At 58.4% G+C, this 17,088-nt stretch carries 20 protein-coding genes and 1 pseudogene; 18 read left to right on the forward strand and 3 right to left on the reverse strand.

The annotated features are described in order from the left end of the window. Positions 1-128 precede the first annotated feature (128 nt). Positions 129-716 (reverse strand): YceI family protein, encoded by a 588-nt coding sequence (locus tag ROLI_RS18535; protein ID WP_187431656.1) that lies wholly within the window; start codon positions 714-716, stop codon positions 129-131. Between the two features lie 98 nt (positions 717-814). Here ROLI_RS18535 and ROLI_RS18540 point away from each other — a divergent pair, with 98 nt between their 5' ends. Genes ROLI_RS18540 through ROLI_RS18575 form a run of 8 tightly spaced genes read left to right on the forward strand, consistent with a single transcriptional unit; the run spans position 815 to position 9,110 of the window. After that, positions 815-1,570, forward strand: coding sequence for an endonuclease/exonuclease/phosphatase family protein (locus ROLI_RS18540; protein WP_316247490.1), 756 nt, complete (start codon positions 815-817; stop codon positions 1,568-1,570). Continuing rightward, positions 1,567-2,277 carry a CDP-alcohol phosphatidyltransferase family protein gene (locus ROLI_RS18545; protein ID WP_187431657.1) on the forward strand — a complete coding sequence of 237 codons (711 nt, stop codon included), beginning with the start codon at positions 1,567-1,569 and terminating at the stop codon, positions 2,275-2,277. The genes ROLI_RS18540 and ROLI_RS18545 overlap by 4 nt, the downstream gene beginning before the upstream one ends. Further along, positions 2,274-3,884, forward strand: coding sequence for a sulfatase-like protein (locus ROLI_RS18550; RefSeq protein ID WP_187431658.1), 1,611 nt, complete (start codon positions 2,274-2,276; stop codon positions 3,882-3,884). The genes ROLI_RS18545 and ROLI_RS18550 overlap by 4 nt, the downstream gene beginning before the upstream one ends. Then, positions 3,885-4,790: a lysylphosphatidylglycerol synthase transmembrane domain-containing protein gene (locus ROLI_RS18555; protein ID WP_262386638.1), complete on the forward strand. Its 906-nt coding sequence runs from the start codon at positions 3,885-3,887 to the stop codon at positions 4,788-4,790. 13 nt (positions 4,791-4,803) lie between these two features. After that, complete coding sequence (locus tag ROLI_RS18560) at positions 4,804-5,796, forward strand: ABC transporter substrate-binding protein (protein WP_187431659.1); 993 nt, start codon at positions 4,804-4,806, stop codon at positions 5,794-5,796. After that, entirely contained in the window at positions 5,789-6,541 is a 753-nt protein-coding gene (locus ROLI_RS18565; protein ID WP_262386639.1) for an ABC transporter ATP-binding protein, read from the forward strand. Before ROLI_RS18560 ends, ROLI_RS18565 begins: the two co-directional genes overlap by 8 nt. Then, positions 6,538-8,076 carry an ABC transporter permease subunit gene (locus tag ROLI_RS18570; protein WP_316247491.1) on the forward strand — a complete coding sequence of 513 codons (1,539 nt, stop codon included), beginning with the start codon at positions 6,538-6,540 and terminating at the stop codon, positions 8,074-8,076. Before ROLI_RS18565 ends, ROLI_RS18570 begins: the two co-directional genes overlap by 4 nt. Then, complete coding sequence (locus tag ROLI_RS18575) at positions 8,073-9,110, forward strand: glycosyltransferase family 4 protein (RefSeq protein ID WP_187431660.1); 1,038 nt, start codon at positions 8,073-8,075, stop codon at positions 9,108-9,110. The genes ROLI_RS18570 and ROLI_RS18575 overlap by 4 nt, the downstream gene beginning before the upstream one ends. 164 nt (positions 9,111-9,274) lie before the next feature. Here ROLI_RS18575 and ROLI_RS18580 read toward each other — a convergent pair whose 3' ends face one another. Further along, a complete protein-coding gene (locus tag ROLI_RS18580) occupies positions 9,275-10,642 on the reverse strand; it encodes a FliI/YscN family ATPase (protein ID WP_187431661.1) in 1,368 nt (455 codons plus the stop codon). Positions 10,643-10,723: 81 nt separating this feature from the next. Between ROLI_RS18580 and ROLI_RS18585 the strand changes: the two genes are divergently transcribed. From ROLI_RS18585 to ROLI_RS18625, 9 genes are read left to right on the forward strand one after another with little or no spacing between them, the layout of a single operon-like run. After that, on the forward strand, positions 10,724-11,122 hold the full coding sequence (locus ROLI_RS18585; protein ID WP_187431662.1) for a FlgB family protein: 399 nt from the start codon (positions 10,724-10,726) through the stop codon (positions 11,120-11,122). A 15-nt stretch (positions 11,123-11,137) separates the two neighbouring features. After that, positions 11,138-11,530, forward strand: coding sequence for a flagellar basal body rod protein FlgC (gene flgC, locus ROLI_RS18590; protein WP_187431663.1), 393 nt, complete (start codon positions 11,138-11,140; stop codon positions 11,528-11,530). A 49-nt stretch (positions 11,531-11,579) separates the two neighbouring features. Then, positions 11,580-11,906, forward strand: a complete 327-nt coding sequence (gene fliE / locus ROLI_RS18595; RefSeq protein ID WP_187431664.1) for a flagellar hook-basal body complex protein FliE — start codon at positions 11,580-11,582, stop codon at positions 11,904-11,906. A gap of 1 nt (position 11,907) precedes the next feature. Beyond that, positions 11,908-12,177 carry a flagellar biosynthetic protein FliQ gene (locus ROLI_RS18600; protein ID WP_187431665.1) on the forward strand — a complete coding sequence of 90 codons (270 nt, stop codon included), beginning with the start codon at positions 11,908-11,910 and terminating at the stop codon, positions 12,175-12,177. A 1-nt stretch (position 12,178) separates the two neighbouring features. Further along, positions 12,179-12,892, forward strand: a complete 714-nt coding sequence (locus ROLI_RS18605) for a flagellar hook-basal body complex protein (protein WP_187431666.1) — start codon at positions 12,179-12,181, stop codon at positions 12,890-12,892. 21 nt (positions 12,893-12,913) lie between these two features. Next, the gene (gene flgG, locus ROLI_RS18610; protein ID WP_187431667.1) at positions 12,914-13,699 is read left to right on the forward strand and encodes a flagellar basal-body rod protein FlgG; all 786 of its coding nucleotides are present in this window, start codon (positions 12,914-12,916) and stop codon (positions 13,697-13,699) included. Then, positions 13,696-14,118 (forward strand): flagellar basal body P-ring formation chaperone FlgA, encoded by a 423-nt coding sequence (gene flgA, locus ROLI_RS18615; protein ID WP_405048977.1) that lies wholly within the window; start codon positions 13,696-13,698, stop codon positions 14,116-14,118. The genes flgG and flgA overlap by 4 nt, the downstream gene beginning before the upstream one ends. Positions 14,119-14,127: 9 nt before the next feature. Next, positions 14,128-14,859 carry a flagellar basal body L-ring protein FlgH gene (flgH, locus tag ROLI_RS18620; RefSeq protein ID WP_187431668.1) on the forward strand — a complete coding sequence of 244 codons (732 nt, stop codon included), beginning with the start codon at positions 14,128-14,130 and terminating at the stop codon, positions 14,857-14,859. Positions 14,860-14,870: 11 nt separating this feature from the next. After that, on the forward strand, positions 14,871-15,392 hold the full coding sequence (locus ROLI_RS18625) for a flagellar basal body-associated FliL family protein (protein WP_187431669.1): 522 nt from the start codon (positions 14,871-14,873) through the stop codon (positions 15,390-15,392). 136 nt (positions 15,393-15,528) lie between these two features. Here ROLI_RS18625 and ROLI_RS18630 read toward each other — a convergent pair whose 3' ends face one another. Further along, positions 15,529-15,708 carry a hypothetical protein gene (locus ROLI_RS18630; RefSeq protein WP_187431670.1) on the reverse strand — a complete coding sequence of 60 codons (180 nt, stop codon included), beginning with the start codon at positions 15,706-15,708 and terminating at the stop codon, positions 15,529-15,531. Between the two features lie 155 nt (positions 15,709-15,863). Here ROLI_RS18630 and ROLI_RS18635 point away from each other — a divergent pair. Beyond that, positions 15,864-16,964: pseudogene (locus ROLI_RS18635) on the forward strand (IS3 family transposase); the annotation flags it as partial. Positions 16,965-17,088 lie beyond the last annotated feature (124 nt).

Consider the following 17,088-nt stretch of genomic DNA (forward strand, 5'->3'; position numbering starts at 1 on the left):
GTTGTGAAAGTCACTCCGAGAGGCAAACAACGCCCCCATGCCTCCGATTAGCACAAGGCAAGATCCAGGGCGCGGAATAGACAAATTCAAGACATTCGGACCGTGACGCGACAAGCGTTGCCCCGCTTTCACTCCATCTGGATCGCTTCGGTCTCGATCATGATCGAGACGGCGTCACCAACCAGACCGTTCTCGACCGCATACATCATCCCCCATTGGCTGCGCATAATTTCAGCCGTGATTGACAAACCAAGGGTAAACTTCTTGTGACCAAACGGGTAATCGGCCGCTTTGTTGAGCGTCACATCAAGGGTCACGGGGTGGCTCTGACCCAGCATGGATAAATCGCCCGTGACGGTTCCCGTTGTTTCACCTGCTGGCGCGCCCTCACTGGCGGTAAAGGTGATCTGTGGAAAGCTGCCCGTGTCCAGAAAATCGGCCGCATTTACATGCCCGTCGCGCGCATCATGGAAGGTGTCAACAGAAGCCGCGCCGATGGTTACGGCCACATCGCTCAGCTCTTGCGTCTCCATGTCATACATGAAACTGCCTGATACCTCCGCAAAAACGCCCAGAACACGCGCGTACCCGATGTGATCAACGGTAAAGGCAACCAGCGTATGGTCAGGGTCCAGTGAATACTGCGCTGGCGCTGCGTGCAGGGATGTCGCAGCAAAGCTCAATGCGGCGGTGGTGGCGGCGGTCAAAATTCGCATTTGGGGAACTCCTTGAATTGGAAACTGGATGCATGGGCATTGTTACTCTTTCCAACCGGTTTACCTAAGGCATAAGAGCGCAAGGGCAAGGAACAAGTGTGAAGGACAGGATCGCAGAGGGCGACACGCTCGCGTGTGTGACATGGAACGTGCACCGTGCCCGTGGGGCGGATGGGCGTGTAGACGCGCCCCGTGTCGCCACCGCGATTGAGCAGGTGATTGCACCGCTCGCGCCTGATGTTCTTGCCTTGCAGGAAGCCGACGCCGATTGCCCACCGCACGCGCGCATTCTGGATGCGGACCGGATCAGCCGAGCCGTCGGTTTGGGATATATGCATGACACGCCAGCCTTGCGATGGGGGCCAGAGAGCGATGGTTTTCTGGGAACCGTTTTATGGGTGCACCCGCGTTTTGAGCGGACCCACGCAGATGTCATCGACCTGCCCGGTCATTGCCATCGCGGGGGCGTGACGATCGAGTGTCGCGACGGCGACCGCGCGTTTCGGGTCATGTCGATGCATCTGTCGCTGGCCCAGCCCCTGCGCATGGTGCAGACCCGTATCATCGGGCAATATCTCTCGCGCAGACCGGCGATGCAAACCATCATTCTCGGTGATCTGAACGAATGGCGGCCCTGGGGCGGTGCTGCTTTTGGACGGATGATGCTGGGACAGGATTTCTATGGTCCGGTCAAGGCGTCATTTCCGGCGCGCTGGCCGCTTCTTCCGCTGGACCGCATCATGACCAACCGTCGAGACTGCGTGCTTCGTGCGCAGGTGCTCGATCATCCCGCCACCACGGCGGCCTCGGACCACCGGCCCCTGGCAGCCCATGTCAGGTTGACCGCGTCATGACCGCGCGCACCGCCTCCGCTCTTGTTCCACCCGGCATCGCCTTTGCCGCGCTCTCGCTGGTGTTGGTGTCGCTGGTCTGGGCGCTGTCAGAGCGCATCTACGCCAATGCCACACTTCCTGTTGCCCTGTTCCTCGCCGTCGCGGGGACAGCCGGTGCCGGCCTTATGCGCCACTACAGCCATCCCGCTCTGGGCGCTTGCAACGTCGTCACTCTGCTGCGTGCGGCGATTGTATCGGTGCTTGCCGGGGCAATCATCGCACCCCCGACATCAGATCTGGCCTATTGGTGCATCTGTGCGGCGGCACTTCTGGCACTGTCGCTGGACGGTCTGGACGGCTGGCTCGCACGGCGCAGAGGGCAGAGCAGCGGGTTCGGGGCGCGCTTTGACATGGAGACCGACGCCCTCCTCGGGGGCGTTCTTGCCGTGATCGCGTGGCAATCAGGCGTGGCAATAATCGTGCTGCTTTTGGGCTTCATGCGCTATGTTTTTGTGCTGACGTCATGGATATGGCCGTGGCTGTCCGCACCGCTGCCCGATAATCTGCGGCGCAAGACGGTTTGCGTTGTGCAGATCGCAGCACTCATTGTTTTGATCGCGCCTGATGTATCATGGGTGGCCTCCGCGCTTATTGCCTATGGCGCGACCGCCCTTCTGGCGTGGTCTTTTGCCATCGACATCGCCGCGCTGTGGCGGCGGCGCGCATGAGACGCCTCGCTGTCCCGGCGCTTGCCGCTGCGGTGCTCTTTGCGGCTTTGGCTTTGCCGAACCACCCCCACACCGTCACCCTGCCTGTCTTTATGCGGTTTCCACTGGAACTGCCTGTGCTTTTGGGCTGCATGCTGGCAATCGGCTATCACGATGGTGCCCGACGCATACTCCCGGCGCTCGCCGCCGCAGTCCTGCTCATTGCGCTCTGCGTCAAACTGGCCGACATCGCGATGTTTACGGCCTATAATCGAACCTTTAACCCCCTTTTAGACGTGTTTCTGATTGGTGCTGGCACGACCCTGTTGCGCGACAGCATCGGCACGCCCGGCGTCATTGCGGCATGGACCGGCGCTCTATTGGGGATGATCGGATTGTTTCTGGCGCTCTGGTGGGCGTTGCGCTTATGGGCAAGGGTGAGCGTCAACAATGCAGCCCGGATAATGGCGGTGGCAACAGCCGTGATCTTTGCTGTACTTACTGTCGTTGATACGGGCGATAGGCTCAAATGGTGGGACTTGCCGCAGGACGTACCCGGCACATCTTTTACCACAAGGCTGGTCACAAAACGCGCGTTAGACGTTGCTGCCACCGCCGCAGACCTCACCGAATTTCGCGCGCAGGCGGCGGATGATCCATACGGTGATGCGCGCGGGTTTTTTGATCTCATTGCTGAGCGTGATGTGATGATCATCTATATCGAAAGCTACGGGCGCACGAGCATCGACAACCCGCTCTATGCGCCAACGCACCTGCCGACATTGCGCACCGCGCAAAGCGCCATCGCGGATGCAGGGCTCGCCATAGCCAGCGGATGGCTCGGCTCACCGACGGCTGGCGGGCAAAGCTGGCTGGCGCATGGGGCGATCTCTTCGGGTCTGTGGACCACCGATCAGGGGCGGTATAGCGCGATGCTGACCAGCACCCGACGCACGCTGTTTCACCTCGCTACAGAGGCCGGGTTTCGCACCGCCGCCGTAATGCCCGCCATCACAATTGCCTGGCCCGAAAGCAGCCTGATGGGATTCGAAACGATCCTGGAATCGGATGACATGGCCTATGATGGGACGGCTTTCGGATGGGTGACGATGCCAGATCAATACACGCTTGCAGCCTTCCCCGATCTGATCGGCGCGGATGCACGCCGCGACTTCATACAGGTCGCGCTTATTTCGTCACATGCGCCCTGGACGCCGGTGCCGCAGATGGTCGCATGGGACCTTGCCACTGATGGCGCTATCTATCATCAGATGGCGACCGCAGGACCGACGCCCCGAGAGGTATGGAAAAACCATGACACCGTGCGCGACTTTTATCGCCGTTCGATTGATTATGCGTTGCGCGCCGCGACGGGTTTTGCCGCGCGCCAAGGGCAGGAGGCACCGCTTATCCTGATCCTCGGTGATCATCCGCCCGCAGGTTTCGTCAGCCAGATCGAGGGAACAGACGTGCCCGCGCATCTGATTGGTCCCGCCGATCTGCTGGCCCGGATTGAGGATTGGGGCTGGACACCCGGCATGATCCCACAAGCGGATGTGCCATCCATACGGATGGATGCGTTCCGGGATCATTTCATTGCGGCGTTTTCGTCTCAGGAGGCGCGCTGAATGATGCTGCACCGTCTCATACGGCTGGCGGTCTCGGCGGGGGTGATCGCTGTCCTGCTCGCGGTGACCGATCTTGGCGACCTTGCGGCGCGGCTGCGAGGTGCCGATCTGCGCTGGCTTGCGGCCTGCACGGCTGGCATAGCCACCATCACCTGCCTTTGTGCGCTGCGCTGGCGTTGGGTCGCGCGTGATCTCGACCTGCCCCTGCCCTACACCCGTGCGCTGCGCGAATATTTCTTTGCAACGCTGCTCAATCAGGTTGTTCCGGGCGGCGTTGTGGGCGATGTGGCCCGAACCTTGCGCGTCACGCAACCGGGTGATCTGCGCCGCGCCGCGCAATCGGTGGTGATCGAGCGGGCCTTGGGTCAAATCGCAACGCTGCTGCTCTTGGCGCTTGGGCTGATCGTGTCGCTGTCGATACCGGGCGGGATCATCTGGCCCTTGTGGGTCTTTGCCGCTCTGGCCGGCGGCGTCGTGCTGGCCCTTGCCACGCGCGTGATGAAGAAACGCTCCGGCCCAAACGCGGCATCGTTCTTCGCGCCGCTTTGGATTGTATTGCGCAAACGACACCAGATTGCCTTGGCAATCCTGACGGCCCTCCTATTGAACTTCAGCTTCTACGCCAGCGCCCGCGCTGTGGGAACAATTCTGCCACTGGCGGCGTTCTTCACGGTAATCCCCATGATCCTGAGCGCCATGCTGATCCCGCTCTCTGTAGGTGGGTGGGGCTGGCGCGAAGGTGCTGCGGCGGTGCTTTTTCCGCTGGCCGGTGCCACTGCGGCCCAGGGGGTTGCCGCCGGGATCGCCTATGGGGCCTGTATGTTGCTCGCAGCCCTGCCCGCTCTCGCCTTTCTGGCGCTGAGGCCTAACAGCGCCGCGTCCGAACTCATCTCAAAGCCATCATAACATTGGAGACGATATGACATCCTTTCCCGCATTGACCCGCCGGCGCCTTTTGAGCACCGGTGCCGCCACGATCGGCCTCGGTGCCGCTGGCATCACCCCTGCTTTCGCACAGAGCACCGACGTGGCCCTGCAACTCTCCTGGCTGCATTCGGTACAATTCGCCGGGAGCTACATCGCAAAACAACGCGGCTTTTGGCGTGACGCAGGCCTGAATGTGTCGCTCAACCCCGGCGGGCCGAACGCCCCCGTGGAGCCCCCCGTGGTGGCAGGTCGGGCGCTGATCGGCATATCGGCGGCTGATTACGCCTCCGCCGCTGTCGCCCAAGGTGCGCCCTTCAAAATCATCGGCGTTGCGATGAAAAAGAACCCCTTCGCAATTGCATCCCTGCCCGCCAATCCGGTGCGCACGCCCGGCGATCTGCTGGGCAAGCGGATCGGGATGGCCATTGCAAACACGCCCGTCCTGCAAGCGCTTTGCGCGCTTAATGATATTGATATCAACGGGATCGAAATCGTACCGACCCAATATGACGCAGCACCCTTGGTCAACGGACAGGTGGATTGTTTGCTGTGCTGGGCCACGGATTTGCCCGTTGCCATGGCGATGCAGGGGATCGACAGCGTCACCATGCTGATGGCTGATCACGGCTATGCGGTACACTCCCAAACCTACATCGCAACGCTTGACAGCATCGCAAATCGACGTGCGGATGTTGTGGGCCTGTTGCGCGGGGAGGTGCAGGGATGGGCCGCCTATGAGGCCGATACCGATGCGGCTACCGATGTCACCCTTGCGATGTTCCCGGACGCAGGTCTGGACGTTGAGACCCAGCGCGAGCAAGCCCGACGGCAAGTGCCGCTGATGTTCACAGGGGCCGCCGACAACCCGTTTGGCTGGTTCACCGATGACAGCGTGGCTGCGAATTTGCAAACCTTGGCACTGCTTGGGCGGGAGGTGAGCGCGGATCTGTGGGACCGCTCGCTTCTCGAAGAGGTCTATGGGTAATCAACCGATGTCGGGGCGCGATGTCATCTGCACCGGGTTGACCAAGACATTTGTCGGCCCCCCGGCGATAGATGCATTCGCACCGACGGATTTGACCTTTCGCGCCGGGCAGACAACCGCCCTTGTGGGTCCTTCCGGCTGCGGAAAATCAACCCTGCTCAAACTGATCGCTGGCTTGGAGGTCCCAACGCAAGGCGCGGTCATGATCGGGCAGGAAACACCACGGGACCTCGCACGACGCGGGGGCATTGGCATGGCCTTTCAGGACGCATCGCTATTGCCTTGGCGCAGCGTGCGCAGCAACATTGCCCTCGCGCTGAAACTTTCGCGCCAGCCCCAGGACAGCGCGGCCATCGACCGACTGATCACCCTTGTGGGCTTGGACGGCTTTGCCGATGCCCGACCTGCGGCGCTCTCGGGGGGTATGCGCCAGCGCGCGGCCATTGCCCGCTGCCTTGTGACATCGCCTGAATTGATCCTGCTGGATGAGCCCTTCGGCGCGGTCGATGAACTGACCCGCGCACGCCTTGGCAGCGAATTGCCACCGCTTTGGCGCGACAAGGGTACAACTGCGATCCTGGTGACCCATTCGATCGCCGAAGCCGTTACCCTGTCGGACCGTGTGATCGTCCTGTCACCCCGCCCTGCCCGGATCGTCGCCGATATCACCGTCACCGGCCGCAGCGCTGCGGAGATCGAAAGCGGGATGGATGCTGTCTCGCGCAACTTGAGGGCGGCGGCGTGATCACGCGCACGGCCCTGCCGATACTGGGCGTGGCTGCAACACTGGCCCTGTGGCAGACCCTGTCGGTGCTCAACGCAGATAGTTTCGTCATCGCAGGGCCATCAGAGGTCGCAAGGTGGCTCATGGAAAACGCGCGCCTCATGGGCCACGCCACCGCCACCACCCTGTCAGCCGCGTTCTGGGGGTTCCTCTGGGGCAATCTCGTCGCCGTTTTCATGGCCGCGCTGGTGATCGTGCTCCCGCGCACCGAGCGGTTTGTCTCCTTTGCGGCGCTGGTAATCTTCTGCCTGCCGCTGGTTGCGACGGGTCCGATCCTGCGCATCCTCTATGGCACCGGCGCAGGGCCGCAGATCACCCTGGCCGCCCTGGCCGCCTATTATACCACCTACCTCGCGCTGGTCGTTGGCCTGCGCGCGGTGCCGACGGGGTGGACAGATCTCGTGCGGCTTTACGGACGTGGCCCGCTGACGACCCTGCGCGTGGTGCGGGCGCGCGCCTGCGTTCCCTATCTGCTGGCCGGGTTGCAGATCGCCGCACCGGCGGCGGTCCTGGGCGCGATGGTGGGAGAGTTCACGGGCGCAGAGCGAGGGCTTGGCGTCTTGACCCTGCGCGCGATGCGCAGCCTCGACGTCGTCGCAACATGGGGCGTTGCCGCGGTCGCCGCCACCGTCTCCATCCTCGCCTACCTCGGTATCGGCGCGCTGTCGCGGCTGCGCGGCGAAGGACCACCCGTTCTGATCCTCAGCGCCGGATCATCCAACGCACAGACCTCTCCCATCTGGCGCATATCAGAAGCCATCGGGATCACATTTATATTACTTCTGATCTGGCAAATCACCATGGATGCCTTCGGATTATCACAGTTTTTTGCAAAAAGACCGGGTGATGTCCTGACGTATCTGGGGGATCCCAAGGCGCGCGACACGCTGCTGACCGCCCTGTCGGAAACGCTGCTCTGGACCATACCTGGCTATGTTGCGGGGTTGCTGCTGGGCGCGGGGCTCGCCGCAATTCTCACCCTTGTGCCTGGCGCTGTAGGTCTGATCATGCCGCTGGCCGTGATGCTGCGCTCCGTGCCGATCATCACAACGGCACCCTTGCTTGTTCTGGCGCTGGGGCGGGGGGCGGTCGGAACAATTTCCATCGTGGCGATCATGATCTTCTTTCCGACCTTTGTGGCCTGCCTGCATGGGCTGGCGCAAACCCCCGGACAGGTGCGCGACGTCTTTGCCAGCTACGGTGCAGGTCGCTTGCGCCTGTTGATCTCCGCTCAGATCCCCGCGATGTTACCTGCATTCTTCGCTTCCGCGCGCATGGCCGTCCCCGCCGCTCTGCTGGCCGTCACCACGACAGAATGGCTCGCCACAGGGCGCGGTGTCGGCACGTTGATGGCGCTGACGGCCAGCACTTCTGATTATAACATGTTGTGGAGCGCGGTGGTCGCCGTCGCCCTGATCGCAGCCATCGCCTATCTGCTGGTTGAAGCCGGTGAACGCAGGGTTCTGCGCCGCTATGCCGCCGAGCAGCTGGTATGAAGGCCGTCTTTGCGATCCCCGGTGACATGCACCGCAAGACCGGTGGTTTCATCTATGAGGCTGAGGTCCTGGCCGCCCTGAACCAGATCGGCGTGCAGACGACACATCTCGAACTCCCCGATAGTTTCCCCGATCCGACGCCGGACGATATGGCACGCACGCTTGCAGCGCTTGCCGCCGTACCCGCCGATGTGCCCATCATTCTGGATGGGTTTGTTGCCGGAACCATTGATCCGCAAGGGGCGGCAAATCTGGCATCCCCCCTGATCTCGATTACGCATCATCCGCTGGGCTATGAGACCGGTCTCACGCCCGCCCGCGCCTCCATGCTGATCAATATGGAGCGCGCAGCCCTCGCACAGATGGCGCATGTCGTGGTGCCCAGCCCGCATACAGCGGCCATGCTCTGCGCCAACTTTGGCCTCGCGGAACATAACATCACCGTGGCCCCCCCCGGTTTTCGGTGCGTACCGACCGACCCTGCCCCGCCGCAAAAACCCCCGCTGATCCTCTGTGTCGGTTTGCTCGCCCCCCGCAAGGGTCACGACACGCTTCTCGCCGCACTGGCGGGGATCGTTGATTTGCCCTGGTGTGCGGAAATTGTCGGGAAAGCGCATGATGTTGAGACCCGCGATGCCTTGCTCCAACAACGTGCGGACCTTGGCCTTACCAGTCGCGTCACATTTACCGGCGAGCTGGACCGCCCTGCGTTGAACGCAAGGTTCAGCGCAGCGAGCCTTTTCGCGCTTGCCACGCATTATGAAGGCTACGGCATGGTATTTGGTGAAGCGATGCAATGCGGTTTGCCGATTGTCTCCTGCAACACCGGTGCGGTGCCGCATACGGTCGGCGATGCGGGCATCCTCGTACCGCCCGGCGACCCATTGGCTTTTGGCGCGGCCTTGCGGCAAATGTTGAGCGATCCCAACCTGCGCTCGCATTATGCCAAGTCTTCCGCCGCAAAAGGCAGGGCATTACCGACATGGCACGACACAGCGCGGATCATTGCGAATGTCATAGGTCGGGTCATTTGATCAGATCCCTACATAAAGGTGATCGGTCCCAAATCGCGGGGTCGTCAAATTCTTCTGCAAATAATCCGAAGGCAAATCATTGGAGATATTGGCGGCGCATCATATCTCATTCGTGAGCCTCCCCAGACCTTATAGCCTTCGCTGTTTTGCCTATGTCGCCAGCACTAGGCGGCCGAGGACGGTCTGGCATGAGCCGCTGGCGGGCTCGCTCCCCTTACACGCCTCAGAATTAACTCTAATTGTGTGAAACTATTCTTCACGCTTTGCGTCTCGACTTTCGCCATGAATGCATCAAGTTCTGGCCAAATCTGAACGGCGGAATCAATCTCGCTGTCGCTGCCTGCGGAATAAAGGCCTGCTCTGATCATCATGGCATTGCGATCATAGACGGCCAGCAAGTGACGCGCCCGTGATAGAAGGGCGTTCTCCGCTTCTGTTGCCGCGTCCGGCAAGCTTCTTGATATGGATCGCAGAACATCAATGGCCGGGTACCTGCCGCGTTCGGCAATCGCACGATCAAGGACAATATGGCCGTCAAGAACACCGCGCAATATGTCCGCGATCGGCTCTTCCATATCCGAACCCGCAACGAGAACGCTGAAAACGCCGGTTATATCGCCTTGAATACCCTGACCGGGTCCCGCGCGTTCGCACAGCGACATGATCATATGGGCCGTCGAGGGAGGATACCCGCGCAAGACCGGTGCTTCCCCCGCAGCCACCGCAACCTCACGGTGCGCCTCGGCAAAGCGTGTGACGGAGTCCGCCAAGAGCAAAACAGAGCGCCCCTGGTCCCGAAAATGCTCAGCAACGGACATTGCCGCCCAGGCACAGCGCCGGCGTATCAAAGGTGACTGATCAGAGGTCGCACAAACAACAACCGCGCGTTTGAGCCCTTCACTGCCCAAGACATTTTCGATGAAATGCCTTAGCTCCCTTCCCCTTTCGCCAATCATGGCGATGACCACGATATCCGCTGTCATGTTTTGCGCCAGATGCCCAAGCAAGCTCGATTTTCCGACCCCGGAGCCGGCAAAAAGACCGATTCGCTGACCCTCTACGATCGGTAGCATTGTATTCATTCCGGCCATTCCAGTGTTCAAACGGTCCCCCATGGCACGTCGCATCGCGGGGTCTGGCGGCGCACGTCGCAGGGGTTTAGCGATCGGCCCTCGCAGCAATGGTTTTCCATCAAGCGGTTTTCCGAATGGGTCGATCACCCGGCCAATCCAAGCGTCATTCGGCGCGATCCCGCGTGCTTCCAGCAAAGCCGCCCGATCCTTTAATGCAACGCCATCCGGTGCCTGATCCGGCAATAAAACAAGGATATCTCCTTCAAGCTGCAGCACCTCACCGGAGAGAGGTTCGCCCTTTCGATGGACAACGATGATGTCGCCGATACGAGCTTTTCCCGCCAGACCGGATACGTGAATCACCCCCCCTTCGACGCGCGTTACACGGCCAATAGCGTGAATTGGATTCAGATCCTTAATCTGAGCGATCAATCCTTCGAAGTGCAGTTGCTTGTTCATGGCAATCCTTTGGGTTTCGCAAACCCTTTCTAAAGGAATCAGGGTTAAGCCTTGATGAAATCACATGAGGGAGAAGCCCGGATGTTTGAAAATTTAGAAGTCTTCAAGATTTCACATGCCATGGCGGTGCATGCAGGCCAGAAACAGGCGATTGCAGCACAGAATGTCGCCAATTCTGACACGCCGGAATACAAGGCGCAGGATCTGGCACCCTTTGCGGAAACCTACCAGAATAATATGGCGAACCGTGACATGTCCGGCCAGCGCGCGACACGAGACAAGCATCTCAACGGTGCCCCAAACGGATCTTCAGCAACACCGATAAACGACGAGACTGCGGTTGCCTCTCCCAATGGGAATACCGTTTCGCTTGAGGGCGAAATGTTGAAATCGCTTGGCGCAAAACGCCAACACGACCGCGCATTGGCAATTTACAAATCTTCTCTCAACATCCTGCGCACCACGCTCAGAAGATCTTAATTTTAGGAACGTTTCATGAACGATTTCGCAAAAGCACTTTCGGTTACCTCCAGCGGTCTCAAGGCGCAGGCCACACGGCTCCGCCATCTCGCCGAAAACATATCCAACGCTGATACGCCCGGCTACCGCCGCAAACTGGTGGCGTTCGAAACAGCGTTTAATGGGGGCAGCGGTGTTTCGCAGGTCGAAACCAGTCGCGTCAGATTGGATCGTACAACTCTGGAACGAATCTATGACCCGTCTCACCCGATGGCTGATGGAGCAGGATATTATGATGGCTCAAACGTCAGTTTGATGATCGAGCTTGGCGACGCAAGGGAAGCGCAGCGAAGCTATGAGGCGAATCTCAAAGTGTTCGAACAAACACGGAAAATGTCCGGCAGTTTGATGGACTTACTACGCAAATAACCACCACCGATGCGGCAGAAGATGCCGCCATACTTCAAGGAGATCCAGAATGGATATGAAAGCTGTTTCAGCAATTCAAAAGTTTGCCGACGCGCGTGCGACGTCCGCAATTAATAATTACGTACAGGCACGCCCCGCAACGGAGCCCACGCCAGAAGAGCCCAGCATCGTTCAAAGCGCCGGTAAAGCCGCGCTGGACTTTGCTCAAACACTTGCTCAAACCGAAGAGACTGCCAAGCAGGCCATGATCGGCGATGCAGACCCTCATGCTCTGGTGCAGGCACTGGCGCAGACAGAATTGGCCGTCGAAGCGGCCGTTTCCGTCCGCAATAAAGTCGTTGAAGCGTATCAGGAAATTCTGCGGATGCCCGTTTAAGATGCTCGACGAGGTCATTTTCTTCGACACACTCCGACAGGGGTTATGGATTTCCGTAATCATATCTCTGCCGATCTTGACGGCTGCGCTGATCACCGGTGTGTCGATTGGTTTGGTCCAGGCTCTGACGTCGATCCAGGAAATGACCTTGACGTTTGTTCCGAAACTGGCGGCCATCGTGATCGTATTCTGGATGTCCATGGGGTTCATGACACAAACCCTAGTGTCCTTTTTTCACAATCGCATCGTCCCACTGATTATTGGAGGCTGAGATGGAAAATTCCGGTTATACCACCCTTACCCGGCAGGCTGGCCTGATGCGCGAAATGCGGGTCGTTGCGAATAACATCGCAAACACAGCCACTTCCGGATATCGTCAGGAAGGTCTTGTTTTCTCTGAATACGTTCAGGCGATTGAGGGCGCGTCCAGCTTGTCAATGGGGCAGGGAAATGTACGTCACACCTCCTTCCACCAGGGGGCGTTGACCCAGACGGGCGGTACTTTTGACTTCGCCATTGAGGGAGAGGGCTTCTTTCTCGTCGAAACACCGGCTGGAGAACGGCTGACGCGATCCGGCGCGTTTTCTCCGAATGCCGACGGTGATTTGGTCACCTTTGATGGATACCGTGTTTTGGACGCCGGCGGAGCGCCCGTATTCGTGCCACCCGGTGCAGCCGATGTGGCCGTATCTGCAGATGGAACAATCTCCAGCGAAGGGAACCCGATTGGGCAAATTGGCGTGGTCCGGCCCCTGAATGCACGCGAAATGATCCGTGAAGATGGGGTCATGTTCCGCGCAGATGAGGGGTATGAACCGGCCGAAGACGCGCGGGTTCTTCAACGCTTTGTCGAAAATTCCAACGTCGATTCCATTCTGCAAATCACGCGAATGATCGAAGTACAACGCGCCTATGAGTTGGGTGCCAGCTTTCTGGACGCCGAAGACCAACGTTTGCGTCAAGCCCTAAAGGCACTGTCACAGTAACCATCAAAGAGGAGGTGCCAAATGCGCGCCCTGAAAATTGCAGCCACCGGAATGAGCGCCCAGCAAATGCGGGTCGAAACGATTTCCAACAACCTGTCGAACATGAGCACTACCGGCTATAATGCGCGTCGTGCCGAATTCGCGGATTTGCACTATCAACAATTGACGCGTCCCGGCACAATCAGCGCCACGGATGGCACAGTCATGCCGACGGGCGTTCAATTGGGGCTTGGCGTGCGACCCGCAGCTGTTTCGGTACAGCTTCAACAGGGCGCATTGAGCGCGACAGGTGGCGATCTTGACCTGGCGATTGAAGGTAAGGGTTACCTCGAGGTCACCCTGCCCTCCGGTCAGACGGCCTATACGCGTGACGGTGGTTTGAAACGTACGGGTGAAGGGCTGATTGTTACCTCCGACGGCTTTCCCGTCGAGCCTCAAATTGTCATCCCGGATGATGCGCGTAGCATTTCCATCAATGCGTCAGGCGAAGTCTATGCGTATTTTGCGGACGCCCCTGAAGCGCAATTGCTGGGGCAATTCAACATGTCTGGTTTCGCAAATGCCAAAGGACTTGAGGCCCTTGGAAGCAATCTGTTCGTTGAAACCGAGGCATCCGGCCCATCGCTTGTGTCGACCCCTGGTGAGGATGGTCTTGGGACGGTACGGCAGGGGTATCTCGAGGACAGTTCGGTTGATGCAGTACGCGAAATTACAGAGCTGATCGAAGCACAAAGGGGATACGAGATGAATGCCAAGGTCATATCAGCGGCAGATCAGATGATGGGCGCAACGACGCAGATCAGATGATGCGTATTTGGTTCCTGTTCCTGGCTTTGTGTTTTGGAAACATTGCGCTGGCGGAGTCGGTTGTCCCCACTCGGACAATCCGCGCCAATGCGATTATCTCTGATGTCGATATAACCTTAAAGGCTGGGACCACGAAAAATGGTTTTGACCGCGCGGCGGATGTCATTGGCCAGGAAGCCAAAACGACACTCTACGCGGGTCGCCCGATACGGTTTGACGATGTTGGACCGCCTGCATTGGTCACGCGCAATCAAATCGTGATGCTTCGGTTCCAGACGGCGGGCCTCGTGATCACGACCGAAGGGCGCTCTTTGGAACGGGGTGGGATCGGCGACCGGGTTCGGATCATGAACCTGGATTCTCGCGCGACGCTGTTTGGACAAATTCACGCCGATGGATCGGTACACGTAAAGAATTAGGAGCTATTAATGAAGGTTCGACATTTTCCCATCGCGCTTGGTCTTATCCTAATCGCGGGTTGCGCACGTTTTGATCATATCGGGAAGGCACCCTCGTTCACCTCTCCCTCTGGAACGCGTGAGCACAATGCAATGCTGTCCCCTGGATTGCCATTGCGCGCGGATGCACAGGGCCCGACAGAGCAAGCGTCGCTGTGGTCGGGTGCGCGCCAGTCTCTTCTTGGTGACAGACGGGCGGTCCAGCAGGGTGATATTCTTACGGTCGTGATCGAGATTGACGAAGAGGCGGAGATTTCGAACGCAACCGACAGGTCCCGGTCAGGTTCCGAAAGCCTTAGTCTATCCGGCCTATTCGGCTTGCCCCAACGGCTCGATGAACGTCTACCAGAAGGGGCGTCCGCGGCGAATGCAGTAGGCATCAATTCAAACAGCAGCTCCTCTGGCGATGGCTCGGTGAAGCGCAACGAAAAGCTCACCTTGCGTGTTGCGGCTACGATCGTCGATGTGTTGCCAAATGGCGTGCTTTCAATCGCCGGAAGCCAAGAGCTTCGGGTCAATTTCGAAATGCGCGAATTGCTGGTGTCAGGCTACGTAAGGCCGGAGGATATTTCACGTCAAAACGAGATCACTTACGACAAGATCGCGACGGCGCGTGTCTCATACGGTGGTCGCGGCCAAATATCGGACGTTCAACAACCACGCCTTGGTCAACAGGTTCTGGATGCCGTTTTGCCGTTCTAGGAGAGTTCTAAATGAAAAAATTAATACCCATCATCATGCTTATTATTGGTTCTGGTGCGGGTGTCGGCGCAGGCATTTTTATGCGCCCTCCTCCCGTGGAAGTTCATAGTGAAGCACCCCTCGAAGAGACGGAAATTACCGAACAGGACCAATCAGAGGCCAAAGCACCATCAAATTCGGCAGACCGCATTGGCCCATCGTCGGAGGGGATGGAATATGTGAAATTACCGAACCAATTTGTTGTTCCTCTTGTGGATGAAGATCGCATTTCGGCGATGGTCGTCATGGCTTTGAGCCTCGAGGTTTTAAGCGGTTACGCTACTGACGTGATCGATATAGAGCCCAAGCTGCGTGATGAGTTTTTGCGTGTACTCTTTGACCATGCAAGTATCGGTGGCTTTGCAGGTGCCTTTATAAACAACGAGAACCTCGATGTTATAAGAAGGCGTTTGCGCGAGGTGGCAAAGGCCGTGATGGGACCAGAAGTTGTCAATGACGTGCTAATTTACGAGATTGCCCGCCAAGATTATTGAACCTGCTTTCAGGGGCGACATTTGCGAGTGCCTTTTTTCGTATACCATATAGAGGTAGGGTTTCGTCTCCATCGCCCCGCATTATTTTAACAGCCCTACATTAACTTACGTCAAACCGCCTGAGTTATCGAGTGACCTATTTTTTCGGGCAGGGCAGGTTTTGACCTGCCCTGCGCCCTGAGGTTCTCTCGCGATGCATTAAGATTTCTTCGTCGCTACGGTATTGAACAAATAAACAAATGCCAAAGCGCGCTTTGTTCCAAGCATCGTTTCTCCCTTGCTCGGCAAGAGAGAAAAACAGGGCGATGGTGGTCATCTTGGCAAAAGGCTCTTCAGTTTACGATGTGCTAGGTGATATTATTGCAGATTTTCGACGCACCACAGGGTTGCTTTGTAGCGTTGACGAATCATACGCATTTTGGACCTGTCGCGGTTTCGTGCCGCCCCCGGTGCTCGTTTAAGCCCCCTTCCGTTCGAAAGCGTACCGCTGCCCGGCAGGCGATTGCAAAGCAATCTGCCGGGAGGGGGATCAGCTCAGCAACGTTCTACAAATACAAATCGAAGTATGGCGGCATGGAGCCGTCCGACGCGAAGCGACTGGGTGCGCTTGAGGATGAGAACAGCAAGCTGAAGAAGCTGTTGGCTGAACAAATGTTGGACAACGCCATGTTGCGAGACATCAATTCAAAAAAACGGTGACGCCCGCCCTGAAGCGGCAAGCTGTGGTGCATTTGATGGCGGCCCATCAAGTCAGTCAACGGCGGGCGTGTGATGTTTTACAAGTTGATCGATCCTCGGTGCGATATCTGTCGCGCCGAGGCGATGATGCTGAGCTAAGAGATGCAATCAAACGCGTTTCTCGTGAACGACGTCGGTTTGGGTGCCGCCGCATCCACGTGATGATTGCGCGGGAGGGCTTTGAGGTGAACCACAAGAAAGTGCGGCGCATCTATCGTGAAGAGAGAAGCTTCAGGTGTGTCGCAGGGGTGGCAGGAAGCGCGCGTTGGGAACGAGGAAGCCAATGGCATTGCCCAACGGACCGAACCAGCATTGGTCGTTGGATTTCGTGTCTGACGCGCTGACAGATGGACGTCGGTTTCGCATTTTGGCAGTTGTCGATGGCTTCAGCCGCGAGAACTTGGTGCTGGTGGCCGACACGTCGCTGTCTGGTCAACGGTCGCGCGTGAACTGGATCAGATCATTACTGAACGCGGCATGCCAACGACGATTGTATCGGACAACGGTACCGAGTTCACCAGCATGGCGATCCTCTCAAATGGGTTCAGGATACCGGCATTGACTGGCACTACATCGCGCCCGGAAGGCCCCGGCAGAACGGTTTCATTGAAAGCTTCAACGGCAAGCTGCGCCCCTCTCGTGCATGTAAACATGCACTGCCGGGCAGTGGATGAATGCCTCAACGAAACGCTGTTTGGTGCTTTAGGCGATGCTCGCAAAACGCTCGAAGAATGGCAGGAGGATTACAACTGGCAAAGACCACATTCAGGCTCGGGCAACCTGACCCCGATGGAATTCTCGCACAGAAAGGCGATGGACAAAATGGCCGCCTAACGCCAAAGATCTAACCCAAAGGACTCCGCGCAAAGCCGAATGAGACTTGGGGATCAGGACACAAAGAGGCGGCGACAACCGCGCACCGAAGCGTAAGCACAGAAAGGTTCATGCTTTAGAGCGT

The sequence above is a fragment of the Roseobacter fucihabitans genome (assembly GCF_014337925.2).
GTDB lineage: Bacteria > Pseudomonadota > Alphaproteobacteria > Rhodobacterales > Rhodobacteraceae > Roseobacter > Roseobacter fucihabitans.